The following is an 18,826-nucleotide window of genomic DNA, read 5'->3' as shown; positions in this document are numbered from 1 at the left end:
GTGATAAATGTATTATTTTAATGCACTCGTTTTATTTTGCTTTTTGAATCCTTCCTTTTCCCTTGCTATAGTGTCAAGAGTGAAGGAAGAATTGCTTCATGTTTAGTATTTTTGGGATAAATCCTACACAGACATAAACATTAAAGCAAAATAAGGGGAGTGCACTAAATTGAAAACCATCATAAAAGGGCGTTGGGCCATATTTACTATTTGGCTGGTATCAACGATTTTACTAACAGTCATCCAGCCGGACATTAATGCCATACTGCGGTCAAAAGGGCAACAAGGAACGAGTAACGACAGCCCTTCAGTTATTGCAGATAATATCCTGAAAAAGATGGATACGACTAAGGGTACGAACAACTTAATCGTTTTTTATGATAAAAATAAAATTTCTCAGCAAGAAATGAAAAAAATCGGTGATGTAGTAAAGGACATTAACGATAGTCACAAAGAACTGGGTATTACTGATATGATTGATCCTTTTAGTATGCCCGATGCAAAAAGCTCATTAGTTTCTAAAGATGGCACAACTCTTATGGTGAGCTTTAAGCTTGATAAGAAAGCAAGAGAAATAGATGATATAAAACAAGATTTTGACAGGAAGCTAGAGTCTGTACCTGTTGAATACTATCTTAGCGGGGAAGACTTCATCAATAACGATTATCTAAAGGCGTCTTTATCGGGAGTTGAAAAGAGCGCTGCGTTGACCGTTATTTTTATTTTAGTCGTACTGATTGTTGCGTTTAGGTCAGTTGTAACACCTTTAGTATCTTTGGTTGCAGTAGCTTTTTCTTATCTCGTTTCGATGGGAATCGCCGCACAATTAATTGATAAAGCCGGATTTCCGATTACTAGCCTTACTCAGATGCTGCTGGTGCTGATTCTCTTTGGTATCGGTACTGATTACAACATCCTTTTGTTTAATCGGTTTAAGGAGGAACTATCTCACGGCCGCTCTATTGATGAATCGATTGTGAACACCTATAAAACAGCAGGTAAAACAATTGCTTATAGTATCCTAACAGTATTTATTGCTTTCCTTGCCTTAGTATTTGCCGAATCTCCTATTTATAAATCAGGTGTTGTTGTCGTAATTGGTGTTACAATCCTGTTGCTTGAAATTTTGACGTTAACACCGTTTATCATGAAAGTGTTAGGAAAAAAACTTTTCTGGCCATCCAAGAATGTATTAGGACATAAGGAAAACAAATTCTGGGGAAGAACATCCACATTCGGGACTAAGCATCCTCTTGTTACAGCGATTGTGATCCTTTTGATTATTGGACCAATGGTGTATTTGCATGAGGAAAAACTCAACTTTAATACAATTGGAGAACTAGGAGATAAGTATCCTTCTTCCAAGGGTATTAACCTTGTCGCAGACCATTTTGGCAAAGGCCAGGCAATGCCTGCTACGGTTGTCATTGAAAATAGCGATGCATTAAATAATAATCAATCGCTAGCTGTCGTTGATAACGTAACGGAAAGACTCAAAAATATGAAAGGCGTGAAACAGGTCTCCTCAGTCACACAACCTCAGGGAGAGCCAATTGATGGTTTTTACGTCGACAATCAAATGGGATCTGTTACAGACGGAATTTCAAAAACGCAAAATGGTGTAGATCAAATTAATGACGGATTAAAGCAGGCCCAAGAAAAGCTTGCATCTGCGGATTTTTCAAAGGTTAGTCAAATGGTAGATGGTACTGCTAAGCTTCAGGATGGATTGACCGCCTTATCCAATGGATTAGTCCAAATCCAAGCCGGAATAGATAATGGCTCAAGTAAAGCACAATCCATTACGAGTGGTATTGCTACCATCGAAACGAATCTATCAAAAATGAGCGGTGGAGTCGCACTGTTGGCTGATAACTATGGAAAAATGCAGTCTGGATATTCGGAGATGGGTACCCATTACCAAGCTGCAGCAGAGGCTCTTCTTGGTGTGAAAAGTGCACTGTCTCAAATGCAATCGATGGTGACTGCTTTAGGAAGCAGTTATGCCAATGCCAATAGTGACCCAAATTACCAGGCATTAAAACAAACAATTGATCAATTAACATCGTCGTTAAGCCAAATTACCCCTGAAGGGATCCATGCCTTAAATAACAACTATAATGCCGTAACTGCCGGATTCGGCCAAGCAAACAAAAGTCTTTCCAGCATGAGCAGCGGTTTATCGCAAATGGCAAATGGCTTGAAAGAAATTGAAGGCGGACTGGGTCAAGCTTCTTCGGGAATTGGCACCATCGTAACCAATATGGATCGTGTAAACGTCGGGCTTGGCCAGATGAAATCGGGTCAGCAGCTGCTTGCGGACGGTCTAACTGGGTTCAGTGTCTTTGGGCAAAAACTGTCCGAGGTTAACGGTGGTTTAAAACAAATATCTGATGGACTGGGCCAAACCAACGGATTCTTAACGCAGTATAAAACAAATAAAACATTCTTTATTCCGAAAGAAGCATTGGCAGACAAGAATTTTGAAAAATCGATCGACACATTCATGTCCGAAGATCGAAAAATTACCAAGCTGATCGTTGTTTTAAAAGATGATCCATATTCAAAGGAAGCATTGAGTACAATCAACAAAATAAATGCAACGGTTGCAAATGGGCTAAAAGGTACAGAGCTTTCCGATGCCAAATTTGGTACTTCGGGACCAAGTGCGACCACCAATGATATGAATGATATATTGAGCAGGGATCTTAATAGAACAACGACGATTGTCATTATCGGGGTATTGCTTGTGTTGTTCTTTGTGATCAGATCGTTCTGGACACCGGTTTTCATAACTGCATCCCTTGTAGGAGCATATTATGCAGCCATGTTCATCATCAACTTTATTTTCATAGACATACTCGGTTATGAAGGTTTATCTTCCTTTGTTCCATTCTTCTCCTTTATCATCATAGTGGCCTTAGGAGTAGACTATAGTATCTTTCTAATGATGCGCTTTAAGGAGTACCCTCACATGTCGCCGAAACAAGCCATTGTTCTTGCTTCAGCGAATATCGGCGGTGTCATAAATGCTGCCGTCATTATACTTGGGGGCACCTTTGCCACACTGATGCCTTCTGGAATGGTGCTTTTATCGGAATTGGCCATAGCTGTCATTACTGGACTCGTTGTACTTTGCTTTGTACTGCTTCCAATCTTTTTGCCAGCAATGATTGCCTTACCGAGTACACTGGGGAAATTTGTTTTTAGAAAAAAGGAAGTTAACTTAAATTTTGAGGAAAAAGCATTATAAATAAGGAACAGGATTTTAAAGAGATTGTTAAAGGATTCCTGTAAAAAAGGCCGACTCGCTTATATTAAAAGGAGAGTCGGCTTTCTCTTTGTTTTTTTGTTAAAATCTCCAAAAATGGGAAGTCAATATTTTTAAAACCTTCATGTTGTCTTTATTATCAAACAAAAGGTGCGGTAAGGAAATGTTACAGAGGTCCAAGGCTGAGCGATGAAGATCGTGATCAATGGAAACAGGGAATTTGGGCAAGTTCTGAGTTGTAAGCAAGATTTAAGCTTTTTTAAGGGAAGAAGAGAGAGAAGACTTAATGCTTATAGTGCTATGAAGTCGTTGTCTGTAGACAAACTTGTCGGGGCGGACATCAGGTTCGTTATTTTCCCAAAAAGTGTTGTTTTGATAAGCTAAGCGGACATCAGATACTCTATTTGATCATTATTTGGTATGATTCATTGGTTTTTAGATAAATAAGGAATCCTGTGTCCGCTTAAGTCTAGCAAATTGGTAATTTTATTAAAATAAGGACTTCTATGTCCGTTCAAAAACCTAGATTTGATTAGCTTAGATTAATCTAGCCTTTGTAATGGTTCTTATGATATCAATTTGTACTTGATTCATAAGCGCGGTTCTTGTGTTCCAGTTTTCGTCGATAAAATAAGTTAAACGACCATCCAATACATTGGGTGGTTTTTTTATAATAATAATCTTGAAAATTTTGCTGAATTATGAAACTATTAAATGGAAAACCTCTCGCATTCCTCTTATTCTTTCAAACACTTCTTAAAATTTTTGTACTTATTAAATTCCCACTGATCAATTATTCAAAACCATTTCTTGTAACCTCCAAATTGAGTCTTCACCATTTTTCTACCTTAACACTTTTTTCTTCCATGCTTTTTAAAATGGCTGTGTTAAACTTGACTGTTGATTTCGGATACGGGTGCTTCGCTTTCCGTGGGCGATAACGGTAAGCCTCCTCGGAGCTAAGGCGCCTGCGGGGTCTCTCCAGTCCCGTACTCCTCCGCACCCTTCGCTCCAATCAACAATGCAATAAATCAACATTCTTCTTTAACAAAGCCTTTAAAATAAATGTTTAATGAAAAATCAATCTGAAAGGAGTGATAAAACATGTAATCTACTTATTTGCATTTAGAAACTAATCGTCTAGCACAACAATTCTGGTAAATCAATTTAAGGAGGATTTTAAATGGGTCATGATATTTCTGGATACAATAATGCAGGAGAAGAAATTGCTTATGCACGTTTTAGCATGGGGAACTACAATGCTACAATACTATACAATTTACTTGATGCAAATAATTACTATGCAGGAGTTAGTGGAACGGGCGACAGCTCAACATTTTCAATACATCAAATTGAAAAGGCTTTGATTGAATTTAATCAATTTTATAAAAATGAAGAATCACAGTCTGAAAATAAATTTGAAGATTGGGATCAAAAACAAATCCAGAATTTTATACTAAACTGTTTAGCAACAGCCCAAAAAGAGGGGTGTGTAAGTGTGTATTTTGGATAATATTTATTGAATTGTTCCTTCTTCATCTTTCGCTACTTTATACTCCCAACTACTACAATTGAAATTAAACTTCCACGTTGAGCCCCAAAGTTATGTACAGACTAAGTTTCATGAAAGAATGTATCAATATTTCAGTCTCCTTTATAATAGATATTAGGAAATCAGTTTTACCAATTGCCATCTTTACTTATGATCAAAACGTAATGAACTAAACCAATTCAATGTTACTTTCCCCTTTTTTCATGTTTTAACATTTCAGTTCCTGATGCTAGAACTAAAGAAAATGAATTGGCGTGAATATGTACAAACCAATAATCCTGTAGCTGCGGCTCTCCTTAGTAAAATGGGGTACACTGAAAAGGAAAAGGTTCATGTAAAAAGGAATTTTTACGGATGTTAGTAAAAATGGAACTAAATCCAGCTAAAGCAGAACTCATAAACGGCTTCTTTGAAACATATTTAATCTTAAATACACAGGAGGAGGCAAAATTGATGGAAGAAATTAATCAACTGGATAAGCAAGAATCGGAGCAAATATTTAAGTTGCCTAATTCTTGGAGAGAAAAAGGAATAAAAGAAGGTAGTACACAAGCAAGAAGTGAGATAGCCCTAGAAATGCTTAAAGAGGGGATTAGTTTAAACTCAATCGCAAAGATTACAAAGCTCGATTTTAGAGTAATTGAAGAATTAAAGAAAAGACTTTAATCAATCAGAAAGGGCAATAGTGAAAGACATCATCCAGAAAACTGGGTTATGTCTTTTAACTATTTATTAAAAAGGACATCCGCACCTAAGAGTGTGTAAAATCCGCGGATTGAGAGTTTAGGAATTATTTGAAACCCTTCGGTCGATTATGGAAATTAACTAGTAAAGATGAACCTTTGTGGTGAGTGATTTTTATAATACAATTATGTAATAAGATTTATTTGTTCAGCCTAAGTACAGTAGGAGATACAGGTAGTACAAATAAGTTTACGAAAAAGGGAAATATGATGGGGGATATTATGAAAAAAGTAAGCGTTTTGAGAAAAATAGCCGATTCCGGGGTAGTTGCAATTGTTAGAACAGAATCGAAGGAAGAGGCGATCAAAGTATTTGATGCGCTCATTCAGGGGGAATAGGTACCATTGAATTATCACTTACAACACCGGATGCCATCGTGGCAATAAAGGAACTCTCGGACCGTTATGCTGAGAATTCCGAGGTCGTCATAGGTGCAGGAACCGTATTGGACCCGGAAACGGCTAGAATTGCCATACTTGCCGGATCCAAATATATTGTCAGTCCTAGCTTCGATAAACAAACGGCAAAGCTGTGCAATTTATACCAAGTTCCTTATTTGCCAGGCTGCATGACCGTTACGGAAATGCAAACAGCTCTCCAATATGGTGTCGATATCATTAAACTGTTTCCTGGCAACATGTATAAACCTGAGTTTGTACAAGCAGTTAAAGCACCTCTTCCACAGGTTAATATTATGCCAACTGGCGGTGTGACTCTCGACAATTTGGAGCTATGGTACAAGGCAGGCTGTGTGGCAGTAGGTGTTGGCGGGAATTTAACCTGGAGCTGCTAAAATGGGAGATTATGAAAATATCACTCAAAAAGCAAGAAAGTATGTTGAGAGGATAAAAGAAGTAAGACTAGGGTTAAATAAGTAAACCTTTTGTATTGAGGCGAGAAATAATCTAAGGCCATTTATCAACATGGAACTTCATCTGGATTTGGTGGACATGAGGACCCTTATTTTTGTTTTAATCACCATTTTGCTACTTTTAGCGGACATGGAGTCTCTTATTTAACTAAAAACAAATGAATATTGCCTATATATCTACAAATAAGGGATTCTATGTCCACTTAGCCTATCAAAACAACTCTTTTTGACAAAATAGCGGAACGTATGTCCGTATATATAAGAAAGGGAAGCCACTATTGTGTGCTTCCCTTTTCTGCGAAATTTTTCAAAATCCTTGGTTTAACCTACTTAAACGTATTAGAGCAAACGGCGAAAATCAAATTTTTCAAAGTAAAAGAATCGTACCAATGCTTCAAATTTCCTGTGAATCAACCCAATCCTTCACTTCATAAATTCCAACGATCTCATTTTTTGCTTTTTCAATGACATCGACATTTTCGTCATTCCCTTTATAAAAGATAAAATGGGAAGGCGTTTCCGCTAGTACTCTATATCTTTCAACGGTCCCGTCTTGAGCTTCAACCATATAAATTTTCCCTGAGACGAATTCAAGTGTATGAGCTAAATTTTCCAAGTTCAAACCAACCTCCTGATATGTACTTAATCCTATTTTAATAGAAACCAAACGGAAAAACAGTTTCAAAATAATGAATAATCGAATTTCCAAGGAAAAGTGAAACCAGACTTTCGTGTTTTTGCTATAGTTAAGATAACTTAATGGTCTGGCAAACGAGAAATTCGGGCGATAACAAATTTCACTCGGTCTAGAAGAATAAGGCGTCATGCAGAAAATTGGATAGTACCTGTCACCTTTTTTATCTTTCTAAAAAGTTATCGATTTGTATCAACGACTCACCAATTGACTCCCGAACGACATAGGTATCATTGAGAAAATCATACCTTGTTTTTCCTATATTAATTATGATCAACGGGACACCAGCACCTCTATATTCCGGAAAATGAGAGAACGGTGTGACCTTTAAGCTGCTTCCCAAAGCCAATACACAATCAGCTTGTTCGATTTGTCCGAGAATCGTTTGGAAACCAGCCTCAGTAAACCATTCGCCCGTATCGCCGAAAAGGACAACATCCGGTTTAATGTAGCGTTCCTGAGGATGACCGGTTTGGCACTTGTCGCACACATAGAAGTCGGGCATTTTGCTTTTGCGCAGGACCATTTCGTCTGCGCTATATTGGGTTTGACAGTTTGGACAGGTGGCCGTTTTCATCGTTCCGTGAAATTCAATAACATGCTCGTTTCCCGCCTTTTGATGAAGTCCATCAATGTTTTGGGTAATGATGGATGTAACGCGGCCTTCTTTTTCCCATTTTGCTAAAATTCTATGTCCAGCATTTGGCTCAGCAGCAGGGTGATAGAGATGGTCAAAAGCAAAAAGATAAAATTGGTCCGGATGTTGATAAAAATAATCAATCGACAGAATCGTTTCCAGGTGCCATCTGGTAAATCCCAGTTCGTGAACGAAAATCCTTAATCCCTGACTCTGTACTAATGCCTGCCCCTGTTAAAACAACGATGTTTTTGGCATTTTGAATAAGCTCCGCACATATTTTTGTTTGTTCATTCAACCTAATGCACACTCCTTAAAGAAACTTCTTACTAATAATCATATATCAAAGCGTAAGGGATGAAAATGCTAGTGAAGGGCCTGTCTCTCCTGTAGGATTTTAAACAAAAATAATACATAATAGATTAGAGATAGAAAAAGAAAAAGTTAATCAGTGGAACTGGTGAGGGACATGAGATGAACATTAATAATTTTGAAAACAAGATAGACAAAACAATCGTAAGCAGGGGATACAATTATTACATAAATGGACATGTCGCAGAAGCTTTTGAACAAGGCAATAATGTTTATGCTTTTTATATTGAAGGAAGCGATGACTATGAGGTGTTAGTTGAGCTTGGGGATAACGGTGATATTGTATATTCTGAGTGTGATTGTCCCTATGATTTTGGACCGGTATGTAAACATGAGGTTGCTTCCTATTATAAATTAAATGAAATGTTAAATCCCGTCCCGTCTAGCGGGAAGAAAACGAAAAAAAACCAGAAACGAATTACAATTGAAGAAGTAATGAGTCAGTTACCAAAAGAAGAATTGGTCAATATTATTTTAAATATCGCAAGTAATGATCCGACATTAGAAACCAGTCTCATCCTCAAGTACGCAAAGGGTGATCATGAGCATGAGCTTGAGTCATGTCAGGAGTTAATCAATGCCATTATCAGGAAGTATAAAGGTAGAGAAGGATTTATAAAGTATCGAGAGACGAGCGCGTTTGTTAATGAATTGGGAGATGTTATAGATAAGATAAGAGATACTGCAGATGTACTACTTGCACTAGAGCTTTCCTTACTATTGCTTAAGAAAGCAATTGGGGCGTTTCAATATGCGGATGATTCCGATGGTGATATTGGTTATCTTGTCACGGAAACATTAGAATTAATACAAGAAATTGTTACTAACCAGAACGAGAAAAGCCATCGAAGAACAGAAATATTTGAAAAACTATTAGTTCAGCTCGATCAAGCGGTTTTTGATGGTTGGGAGGATTACAAGATCGAGTTACTTCAAATTTGCTTTGAATTTGCGGATGAAGATAATTTTAGGGCAGAGCTAAGATTGAAAATGGAGTCCATGCTTGTTGATCGTTCAAGTGATCGATACACTGACTATTGGAATGAAAGTTTACTCAAACTATTGTTTCAACTGATTGAGCAATACGGTTCACAGGAAGATGCCGAACAATTTATTTACGAACACCTTCAGTTTTCATCGTTCAGAGAGAAATTAATAACTAACTATCTACAAGCGGAAAATTACCATAAAGTGATCGAAGTGGCGAAAGAAGGAGAAATTCAGGATCAACAATATCGAGGGTTACTATCTAAATGGAAGAAATATCGGTATACAGCCTATAAATCTCTTTCATTAAAAAAGGAACAAAGTCAATTAGCAAAGGAACTTTTGTTAGCGGGTGATTTTGATTATTACCATGACTTAAAAGAAATAGCCCAAGAAGAACATCAGGGTGATTTCTATACAAAATTAAAAGAAGAACTGAAAACTGAAAAAGGCTGGAATCACAGAGACATATTCCTCAAAATGATCGAGTTTGAAAATGATTTGGAAGAAATGTTGGAATTCGTCAGAAAAAATCCTAGTTATATTGAAAATTACTCTAAGAAGCTATCACAGCAATATAAAGAAGAAGTCATTGAAATTTATCAAAAATATATTACCTCCATTGCAAGAAATTCATCCAATCGCAGAGAATATCAAGGTGTATGTCGTAAAATTAAGGAATATAAAAAAATAGCAGGAAAGCCAAAACAAGTGGACCTGATTAACGAACTAATGTCCTTAAATAAAAAAAGACCTGCCTTTTTGGACGAGTTGGGAAAACTTTAATGCTTGATTATGATAAGTATTCCTGCCTTTTTCAAGAACAAAGAAATGAGGAGCGAGACTATGAACAATAAAAAAGTGCTTCAACAGCAGAAGTTAGGTTTTCAATGGAAGGCAGAAAGTCCATTTTTGTTTGCGGTTCATCACAATGATGCCTATCCAGCAGGGAATGAATCACAAGGACCGAATGTTTCGTTAGCAGGAAGAAATTTAGGCGAAGATTTTACTGGAAAAGACGGATTTCGGATGTATCATGGACAAACAGTTCCAGGATTTCCATACCATCCTCACAGGGGCTTTGAAACGGTAACAGTAGTTTTAGAAGGGTTCGTCGACCATTTTGACTCAACGGGAGCTTCAGGGCGATATGGAAATGGTGATGTCCAGTGGTTAACAACGGGGAAGGGATGCTTGCATTCAGAGATGTTTCCACTTGTTCATCAGGATCAGGACAATCCGCTTGAGCTTTTTCAAATTTGGTTAAATCTTGCCTCTGAAAATAAAATGGCAGATCCGGAATATAAAATGTTATGGGCAGAGGACATTCCGGTGATTGAGTTAACGGCAGATAACGGGAAGAAAACAACGATCAGGCTTATTTCAGGATCACTGGATGGAAAGGAAAGTCTTGAACCAAATAAGGCATCATGGGCCAAAGACGAGAACCATCATGTGGGGATTTACCTCATTTCTATGGAACCAGAAGCATCCGTTACATTACCGGCTGTTTCAGCGACACTCAATCGCAATTTATATTTTTACAAAGGAAATGAACTAAAAATTGAGGATGAAGTGATTACAGGAGGGAATCAGGCCAAACTGGCAGGTGAACAAGAACTGACCATCGTAAATGGAGCAAAAGAAAGTCATCTTCTTGTTTTAGAAGGTGAACCGATCACTGAACCGATTGCTCAATACGGCCCATTCGTAATGAATACAGAGGAAGAGATTCGCGAAGCACTTCGGGATTATCAAAAAACAAAATTTGGAGGCTGGCCATGGAGCCGACCAGACCAAGTAAATGACCGTAACTCAGGAAGATTTGCCCGCTATTCTGATGGTAAAATTGAAAAGAGATAGGTTTACATAATGAGAAAGGGAACCTGATTTAATTTTAACGTGTTCTCTTTTCGGTTTGCTAACTCATAAATTAGCTCGGTAAATAGGATGTGAAATCAAAATGATTTTCATATCCTATTTTTTGTTGTCTCAGCTACAGTATGCAAAATTTGTATATAAGTTTTCATGATTCAGAATAATGTTAAATTTATTTTGGTTAATTGTGGTAAAGTTTATATATAGGGGGGTGAAGAAGTGGCAATAGGAGTAGCGTTACTTGAATTGACTGGATCAATATTACTAGGTTATAAATCAAGTCGTGGTATGTCAGAGAAAAGAAAATTAATCATTTGGGGAATAGCCATAATGTTTGGAATAGCTCCGTTCCTTTCATGGTTAGTAGGAATTTCAGTTGGAGTGTATGTCGGTGATGGTTTCGCTGGAGCAGGGGCTATGGTAATGTTGTTTGGCGTTCTTTTCTTGATTGGGCTTATTACACTCCTAGTTGGTATCTTTAAAAAGAATACAGAAACTAAATAGTTTTTTGTTCTTGTCATTAATTTTAATGCAGGCCTAATACTACCATTTTATCATACCAATTAAAATAGATAGAACACCCGCTCTGTTTGGTAAAACGGAACAAATCGAATGGTGCCTGACATCTTGTCACCTTTTTTCTCTGCGGAAATTCTAATTAGCTGGTATAATAAAATAAAAATTAGGGGAGGTTTTAATGTGGAAAAAATATTGGAACAAATATTGGGCGAGCTCAAAGGCCTTAAAACTGGTCAAGTTCGATTAGAAACTGGTCAAGATCGATTAGAAATTGGTCAAAATCGATTAGAAACTAAGATTGATAGTCTTAGAAGCTCAATTGTTAAAGATTTGACACCATATGTTGAAAACGTGGAGAAACATGTTGAAGACAGCAAAAATGAAATTCACGAGCGTTTTGACCGCTTAGATAGACAGGTACGTATGATTGATGCAGATCTAGATGGATTAAATATCCAAGTGCAGAAAAATAAAAGAGATATTGAAAAGTTTAAACAAAATTAATGCTATAGTAATGTAAAATTAAATATGCAAAAAACAAAATTAGTTACATTTTCGATTGCAAATTCAATTATTGCGAAAGGAAACGGAACCCGTTAAATTTTTTATCGTTAGTGTTTTGAAAACATTTCTCTCCGTACGATTGGTAATATTCCATTAACGGTATAATCAAAATAATGGTCATAATACCATTCAGCCTCTGCCTGATAGTTCCTTCATTTATAAAACCTGCAAATCCAATAGTTTTCTTTGAAAAAAAATAATATTATTTCAGCATATCCTATTAAATATCCTCAGATTAATCCTTAGATAAAATAAGAGAAGACGTTAGATTTTAAAAAAATCTCTTAATGCAATTTCAAATGTTTTAAATGAAGCAACAGAAAGTCATCTTTTAGTTTTAGAAGGTGAATCAATTCCTGAACCGATTGCACAGTACGGTGCGTTTGTAATGAACACAGAAGAAGAGATTCGCGAAGCACTCTGGGATTATCAAAAAACAAAATTTGGAGTCAGGCCATGGAACCGCCCAGATCCAGTAAATGAACGTAACTCCTGGAAGATTTGCCCACTATCCTGATGATAAAATTGAAAAGAGATAGGTTTACATAATGAAAAGGGAGCCATATTCATGCTCCCTTTTGAACTATTAATGCATCGAATTCATTGCCGAATGTTGAACGATGACACGTCGGATAAAGAATGCTAGAAACAAACTGATCAGTGTCACAATCATTGCAAACAAGAACACGTTCTGCGAACCTAACGTCATGGCATTAGCAACTTCAGTTGGCTCGGTGGGAGCTGTGGACTTGTGCATATATTGCTCCATACCACTTGTTAAAATAATGATTGCAACAGTTGTACCAATTGCACCCGCAACCTGTTGTAGCGTGTTCATGACGGCCGTACCATGCGGGTAAAGTTCTGGCGGCAGTTGGTTCAGTCCATTGGTTTGTGCCGGCATCCAAACCATCGAGATCCCAACCATCAGTCCTATATGCAGGGCTACGATATACACAATCGAAGAAGAAGGCGTAATCTCGGAAAGGCCCCATAACATAAACGCAACGACTGCAAGACCAGAAATCACGAGCCATTTTGGACCATATTTGTCAAATAAACGCCCCATTCGCGGAGAAAGTATACCGTTTAGGGCACTTCCCGGCAAAAGCATAAGCCCGGCGGTGAACGCGGATAGCTTCATCCCATTTTGAAGAAACATTGGCAGGATAATCATGCTAGATAAGATAATCATCATACAAGACAATACCATAAGCAGGCCAACATTATACATTGGGAATTTAAACACACCTAGGTCCATCATTGGCTCACGCATATACACTTGGCGCAGCGTGAACAGGACGAGAGCAACCAGACCAATGATGATGAAATAAATAACGGCTGGGCTGGTCCAGTTCTCCGCACCTTCACCCGCTTTGCTAAAACCAAAAACAACCCCGCCAAAGCCGATCGTTGATAATACGACTGACAGGAGATCAATTTTAGGCTTTGTAACTTCAGATACATTTTCCAAGTACTTTAACCCTACCAACAGACCGAAGACTAAAAACGGTAGTGATAGCCAGAAGATATAGTGCCATGTGAAATATTCGATTAGAAGCCCTGCAACAGTCGGGCCAATCGCAGGAGCGAACATAATGACTAATCCTACAAATCCCATCGCTGCACCACGCTTATCAGGTGGATACACAACGAGGATTGTATTGAACATAAGCGGTATTAATATACCCATACCGACCGCCTGTAGAACGCGAGCAAACATCAGCATTTCGAAATTGATCGCCAGTGCGGCTATCAATGTACCCAAAATCGAACTCACAAGAGAACCAATAAATAATTGTCTCGTCGAAAACCACTGTAGGAGCAAGCCTGTCATTGGCATCAGAATGCCAAGAGTAAGCAGGAATCCCGTCGTCAACCATTGTGCAGTAGCAGCCGTAATTTGGAATACAACCATTAAATTACTGATTGCGATGTTGAGTGCTGTTTCACTGAACATACCAACAAAACCACAGATGAGCAGAGACGACATGATTGCCTTCGTATTATATTGTTTCATTCTCGGATTCCACTCCTCTCTGATTTCTATATTTAACACATTTGTTAAATGAGTTACCTGTTATATTTTATTGTCCACTCCTTATTGTGTCAATGAAAGAGTACCCATGGGATGTCCATAAGTATTTCCAGGCAGAATAACCCTCCACCTGTTTATTGTTCTATTTTTTCATCTGGTTCGTAAGATTAAATGTGTATGACGAATTGGAGGAAGATGAATGAAAGCAATTGTATATGAAAAATACGGACCCCCAGAGGTTCTTCAACTGAAAAATGTTAAAAAACCTGTTCCAAAAGAAAAAGAAATATTAGTAAAAGTGAAGGCAACAACTGTTTCAGTAGCAGATATTCGATCTCGAAGTTTTTCAGTACCTCGAATGATTTGGCTTCCTGCCCGTATCACTCTTGGTCTTAGAAAACCTAAAAAAGAGATATTAGGGATGGAGTTAGCTGGAGAAGTGGAGTCGATAGGGGAAGAGGTTAAAAGGTTTAACAAAGGCGATCAGGTATTTGCTGCTTCACTTAATGGTTTTGGTGCTTACGCAGAATATATATGTCTAGCAGAAAACGGACCCGTAACCCATAAACCATCCAATATTACCTATGAGGAAGCAGCAGCCATTCCAATTGGGGCACGTACTGCATTATATTTTCTAAGAAAAGCCAACATTCAAAGAGGCCAAAAGGTTCTCGTTTATGGTGCTTCAGGAAGTGTTGGAAGTTATGCCGTCCAGCTCGCAAAGTATTTTGGGGCTTATGTAACGGGTGTATGCAGTTCAGCCAATTTAGATTTGGTGAAGTCTTTGGGAGCCGATAAGGTCATTGATTACACTGCTGAGGATTTTACTAGTAGTGGCGAAACTTATGATGTTATTTTTGAAGCAGTAAACAAAAGTTCTTTTTCAGCTTGTATGAAAGTTTTAAAAGACAATGGTACTTATATCAATATCACCGAACCGCTTCCTAGTGGACAGATGCTATGGACAAAATTGACAAGTAGTAAAAAATTACTATTAAGTCGAAATTCACCGGAAACGGCTGAAGCGTTAAACTTTCTCAAAGTCCTTATTGAAAATGGGAAAATAAAAGCCTTAATCGACCGCTCCTATTCCATCGAAGATATAATCGAAGCTCACAAATATGTTGAAAAAGGACACAAAAAAGGGAATGTTGTTATAACTATCAGTTGAAACAGGGGATCGACCGTCCCCCCTGTAAAAGTGACTGAAAATCATCCTTATTTAGAAAAAATAAATTTATGAAGTTTTAGAAAGGGAATTTGAGAATATATGTCCACCAAGGGACTTCGAAAAAATACTGTTAACGATAGTATGATTATGTTAACATATAAAAACTAGGAGATCGTCCCTAGTTTATCTGTAATAATATTAAAAAGAGATATAACTTTTAATATTATTGTTATGAATGAATTTCTCTCCATTCGCTTGCTAATACTCCATAAACGGTATGATCAACAAAATGGTCATAAAGCCATTCAGCTTGCCTGATCGTTCCTTCATTAATAAAGCCTAATCTTTCTGGGACATTCCTGCTGTTTTTATTCTCGACGGCAGCACGAATTTCTACTTTATTTAAGTGGAGATAATGAAAAGCATAGTTGGTCAACGCTTTAGCAACGTTGGTCATAATCCCGTTTCCTTGATATTCTTCTCCAAGCCAATATCCAATATAGGCCGTCTTGTTGGACCAATTAAGACTATTAAAGCCTGCAACTCCAACCATTTCACCATTGAATAAAATAACCGTAGTTAAACTTTTATTTTCAGAATATCCTTTTAAACAGCCTCGGATAAATTCTTTCGTATCTTCGACATGATTGGTGATGTCAAGCCATGGCAGCCATTCTCGTAAATAATTTCTCGATTTGTCTGTTAGTTCAAAAACTCTTTCAGCATCATTTAACTCAATTAATTTTAATGAAACTTTCTCATCAATCTTGTGTAGGAACATAATCATACCCCCAAGTTTGTATTTATTTTATTATAATAGTCTATTGTTTTTTTAGGAAAATAAAAAATGGAATAGGTTCGAAGATAGGTGGGGTCATTCACAAAGTGGACTGAATATATGATGAAATGTGGTAAATAAAAAGAGTCAACACGGGTGGTGGACTTATTGAAAAAATTTGTAATAGACGGCCAAGTATTTGATTATCATGGGCCGAGAAGTGTTATTGAGGGACTTTGCTCGATGCAAGGGCAGGACTATTCCTACACCGAGTTTTTTCAGGTTTTAAAGAAACGACTTCGGATGTGGACGGGTCAAGAGGAAGTCGCGTTTTATAATGAAGATCAGGTTGTGGAATTATTGCAGGAGTTAAATCCATTGGCCATTTCCGAATGATTTCGGGAATGGTCAATTTTTATAAGGGAAATGTAGATGATACCTGTAAAAAATGCGAATATATAGAGCCCAAAGAACAACAGGTGACAGGCATCATCCAGAAACTTGGATGGAGCTTGTCACCTTTTTTGTTTTAACAAAAAAAGGCTAATTTAAAAATTTGAAGCATGTGAATAAGGCGGACATGAGGGACCTTATTTTTGATTTTTCCGCCGTTTATCTACTCTAGGAGGACAAGAGATATCTTATTTTAATAAAAGCCAATGAATATTGCTCACTTTCTGGCAAATAGAGGATCTAGTGTCCAGTTAGCCTACGAAAACCACACTTTTTGTCAAAATAACGGAACGTATGTCCACTTAATTCTACACAATCCTATGTATCTCTTCATTAAGCTTATTTCGGTCCCATAAGATGATATTGTTTTTACTCGCTAAATCTAAAGCCTGTCTAGTGTAACTGGAATTTGTAATAACCATTCCGTGTGTACAGTTATGATAATTAATACCTGCAACCGTTTCTTGAATTGCTTTATTTCCAACAGGATTTGAATAGCACTTAGCTTGAACTCCAATTCTCTTTCCGTCTTTTTCGATGATTAAATCAATACCTTGATCTTGAGAATAGCCAGTAGGCAATACTTTATAGCCGCGTTGGCTAAAAAAGTCACCCAAAAAATCTTCAAATTCATAGCCTGACATAAGATCAATATCATTAATAGTAGTAGGAACTTGTTCAACCGGTTTGTACTTTGATTTAGAAAGATTATATCTCTCAATAACTCTTTTTGCTGTAGCTTCATCTACTTCGAATTCAAAAATGGACAAACGAGCATTGGGATTTACACTAGAATAATCCACTCCAACAGATAGAATATGTAATGTCTTACTAAAAATTAACCCTTTCCTTACTTCCGTTTTATAATCAATAAGTAATTGTGAGACAGAATTGAAAGAATACTCGACACCTTCATTCTCCCAACCTGGTCGAGCGTCGTGAAATTCAAAAAATGTTGTAAACAGTGAGCCTTTGACAAGTCTGCCTTTATAGAAATTTTTGTCCTCGTGATATTTACCTTGAAAATGGCCAATAACTTCTCGATTATGTTCATCATAAATAGTAAATTCGTTTAGATTTAATGACATATGATTCACCTCAGATTGATGTTACTTGCTGTTCAAATATATGCTTAAGTCACTGTGTCAACCTGAATATTCTCCAATATTAACTATAGGGAAAGTATTTGGTTACGAATTGCACTTGAAATGAAGGTAGGTTATTTAACAAATCCACTGATGTATTGATAAATTTCTTCTAATTCTTGTTCTTTGCCCACAATGCAATTCGGATATTGTTTAATCTCTGCCACACTTGTAATTTTAAAATCATTAGGAGTGGGGAGCCCAGATGCGCAAATCACCAAAAAGTCTGCAAAAAAAATCAAGCCCGTCAGCGCCGACGTTTTGATGGTCATTTGCCCCATTGTCCGACCGGCAAACAATCCCTTCATCGCACTTTTCCCACCAGTCCTTTCAATTACAATCCTTGTCTCATCAACCATCACTTTTGTTCCTGATTTTAAATCGAACGTTTTCATCGGTTCATCTCCTCATAATAGCGACTTAAGTTTTCTAGTGATAATTAGTCATCTGCGAATGATCCAATTCATTCATTTGGGAATTTGTATATAACTTAGAGGGGCGCTATTTCATTTCGAATAAATAATTACTGTCATCTGCACCAAGCATGATTTGACCTCTTTGGTTATAGGGAATTCTTCCGGAATGCCAGTAAATTCCCAAATGGTTTCTTACTTGGGTCATGGATCCACACCCAAATGGCATCAATTCCAGTGCTTCTTTTTTCTTTTTTCACTTCCTCCACAATGGTCCTCAAATCATCCTCACTTGTTGCTTCTGTTGTCACTCGTAAATACAAACCATTTCCTTGCTGGTCCTCTTCTACAATTTTATACTCAACATCGTTGGAAATATCAATGATTAAAATAACAACAACAGTCAAGAAGAATACCGCGAATATACCAGCAATGATTTTTAAGACTTTTTTCATTTCTTACCCTCCGCATTTTGTACCTTGATATTTAACGTATATATTTTTCTAGAACCTTATTTTCAGAATTTATTATCAATCAAAGGTATGTGACCTTACTTCAGGCTTAGTGTTCCACAAGGAATGAATTAATATTTTTTATTGTTTTGTTGGCAGTTTGGAACTTTTTATCATGAATGATTCCATTATCGAACGGGAAAAATCCTGTTATCTCACTAATTGGCCGATAAGAACAATAATGATTTTTGTGAAAAAATAAAGAGTAAAAGCCCTCAACGGAGAAA

General features: G+C 37.2%; 19 protein-coding genes. 11 read left to right on the top strand and 8 right to left on the bottom strand.

The genetic code is table 11. The annotated features are described in order from the left end of the window. Positions 1–169 precede the first annotated feature (169 nt). The 4 genes from RGF10_RS14360 to RGF10_RS14345 all read left to right on the top strand — a co-directional run bounded on the left by RGF10_RS14360 (position 170) and on the right by RGF10_RS14345 (position 6,360). On the top strand, positions 170–3,253 hold the full coding sequence (locus RGF10_RS14360) for an MMPL family transporter (protein WP_318503098.1): 3,084 nt from the start codon (positions 170–172) through the stop codon (positions 3,251–3,253). A gap of 1,201 nt (positions 3,254–4,454) precedes the next feature. Beyond that, positions 4,455–4,784, top strand: coding sequence for a hypothetical protein (locus RGF10_RS14355; protein ID WP_318503097.1), 330 nt, complete (start codon positions 4,455–4,457; stop codon positions 4,782–4,784). Between the two features lie 393 nt (positions 4,785–5,177). Next, the gene (locus tag RGF10_RS14350; protein WP_318503095.1) at positions 5,178–5,489 is read left to right on the top strand and encodes an RpnC/YadD family protein; all 312 of its coding nucleotides are present in this window, start codon (positions 5,178–5,180) and stop codon (positions 5,487–5,489) included. Between the two features lie 454 nt (positions 5,490–5,943). Then, positions 5,944–6,360 (top strand): beta/alpha barrel domain-containing protein, encoded by a 417-nt coding sequence (locus RGF10_RS14345; RefSeq protein WP_318503093.1) that lies wholly within the window; start codon positions 5,944–5,946, stop codon positions 6,358–6,360. Between the two features lie 472 nt (positions 6,361–6,832). On the opposite strand, the gene RGF10_RS14340 is transcribed toward RGF10_RS14345, so the two are convergent. The 3 genes from RGF10_RS14340 to RGF10_RS14330 form a co-directional block, all read right to left on the bottom strand. Further along, entirely contained in the window at positions 6,833–7,060 is a 228-nt protein-coding gene (locus tag RGF10_RS14340) for a hypothetical protein (protein WP_318503091.1), read from the bottom strand. Between the two features lie 235 nt (positions 7,061–7,295). Then, positions 7,296–7,913, bottom strand: coding sequence for an SIR2 family NAD-dependent protein deacylase (locus RGF10_RS14335; RefSeq protein WP_318509483.1), 618 nt, complete (start codon positions 7,911–7,913; stop codon positions 7,296–7,298). Then, positions 7,909–8,067 (bottom strand): Sir2 family NAD-dependent protein deacetylase, encoded by a 159-nt coding sequence (locus tag RGF10_RS14330; protein ID WP_318503089.1) that lies wholly within the window; start codon positions 8,065–8,067, stop codon positions 7,909–7,911. The genes RGF10_RS14335 and RGF10_RS14330 overlap by 5 nt, the downstream gene beginning before the upstream one ends. A 176-nt stretch (positions 8,068–8,243) precedes the next feature. Here RGF10_RS14330 and RGF10_RS14325 point away from each other — a divergent pair, with 176 nt between their 5' ends. The 5 genes from RGF10_RS14325 to RGF10_RS14305 all read left to right on the top strand — a co-directional run bounded on the left by RGF10_RS14325 (position 8,244) and on the right by RGF10_RS14305 (position 12,606). After that, positions 8,244–9,914: an SWIM zinc finger family protein gene (locus tag RGF10_RS14325; RefSeq protein WP_318503087.1), complete on the top strand. Its 1,671-nt coding sequence runs from the start codon at positions 8,244–8,246 to the stop codon at positions 9,912–9,914. 60 nt (positions 9,915–9,974) lie between these two features. Next, positions 9,975–10,991 (top strand): pirin family protein, encoded by a 1,017-nt coding sequence (locus tag RGF10_RS14320; RefSeq protein WP_318503085.1) that lies wholly within the window; start codon positions 9,975–9,977, stop codon positions 10,989–10,991. Between the two features lie 234 nt (positions 10,992–11,225). After that, positions 11,226–11,510 carry a hypothetical protein gene (locus RGF10_RS14315; protein WP_318503083.1) on the top strand — a complete coding sequence of 95 codons (285 nt, stop codon included), beginning with the start codon at positions 11,226–11,228 and terminating at the stop codon, positions 11,508–11,510. Between the two features lie 195 nt (positions 11,511–11,705). Continuing rightward, a complete protein-coding gene (locus RGF10_RS14310) occupies positions 11,706–12,029 on the top strand; it encodes a hypothetical protein (RefSeq protein ID WP_318503081.1) in 324 nt (107 codons plus the stop codon). Between the two features lie 328 nt (positions 12,030–12,357). After that, a complete protein-coding gene (locus tag RGF10_RS14305) occupies positions 12,358–12,606 on the top strand; it encodes a pirin-like C-terminal cupin domain-containing protein (RefSeq protein WP_318509481.1) in 249 nt (82 codons plus the stop codon). A gap of 69 nt (positions 12,607–12,675) precedes the next feature. On the opposite strand, the gene RGF10_RS14300 is transcribed toward RGF10_RS14305, so the two are convergent. Further along, on the bottom strand, positions 12,676–14,109 hold the full coding sequence (locus RGF10_RS14300) for an MDR family MFS transporter (protein WP_318503079.1): 1,434 nt from the start codon (positions 14,107–14,109) through the stop codon (positions 12,676–12,678). Between the two features lie 217 nt (positions 14,110–14,326). Here RGF10_RS14300 and RGF10_RS14295 point away from each other — a divergent pair, with 217 nt between their 5' ends. Further along, on the top strand, positions 14,327–15,298 hold the full coding sequence (locus RGF10_RS14295) for an NAD(P)-dependent alcohol dehydrogenase (protein ID WP_318503077.1): 972 nt from the start codon (positions 14,327–14,329) through the stop codon (positions 15,296–15,298). 229 nt (positions 15,299–15,527) lie between these two features. Here the strand turns inward: RGF10_RS14295 and RGF10_RS14290 are convergent, their stop codons facing one another. Next, the gene (locus RGF10_RS14290; protein ID WP_318503075.1) at positions 15,528–16,079 is read right to left on the bottom strand and encodes a GNAT family N-acetyltransferase; all 552 of its coding nucleotides are present in this window, start codon (positions 16,077–16,079) and stop codon (positions 15,528–15,530) included. A 165-nt stretch (positions 16,080–16,244) separates the two neighbouring features. Here RGF10_RS14290 and RGF10_RS14285 point away from each other — a divergent pair, with 165 nt between their 5' ends. After that, positions 16,245–16,472, top strand: coding sequence for a hypothetical protein (locus RGF10_RS14285; protein WP_318503073.1), 228 nt, complete (start codon positions 16,245–16,247; stop codon positions 16,470–16,472). 365 nt (positions 16,473–16,837) lie between these two features. On the opposite strand, the gene RGF10_RS14280 is transcribed toward RGF10_RS14285, so the two are convergent. From RGF10_RS14280 to RGF10_RS14270, 3 genes are all read right to left on the bottom strand, one after another. Beyond that, positions 16,838–17,617, bottom strand: a complete 780-nt coding sequence (locus tag RGF10_RS14280; RefSeq protein ID WP_318503071.1) for a restriction endonuclease — start codon at positions 17,615–17,617, stop codon at positions 16,838–16,840. A 131-nt stretch (positions 17,618–17,748) separates the two neighbouring features. Further along, complete coding sequence (locus RGF10_RS14275; RefSeq protein ID WP_318503069.1) at positions 17,749–18,069, bottom strand: hypothetical protein; 321 nt, start codon at positions 18,067–18,069, stop codon at positions 17,749–17,751. 167 nt (positions 18,070–18,236) lie between these two features. Continuing rightward, on the bottom strand, positions 18,237–18,542 hold the full coding sequence (locus RGF10_RS14270; RefSeq protein WP_318503067.1) for a hypothetical protein: 306 nt from the start codon (positions 18,540–18,542) through the stop codon (positions 18,237–18,239). Positions 18,543–18,826: the final 284 nt, after the last annotated feature.

Origin of the sequence: Bacillus sp. T3, from assembly GCF_033449965.1 — a bacterium.
In the GTDB taxonomy this organism is placed as follows: Bacteria; Bacillota; Bacilli; order Bacillales; family Cytobacillaceae; genus Bacillus_BU.
This window is presented reverse-complemented; position numbering and strand designations above follow the sequence as displayed.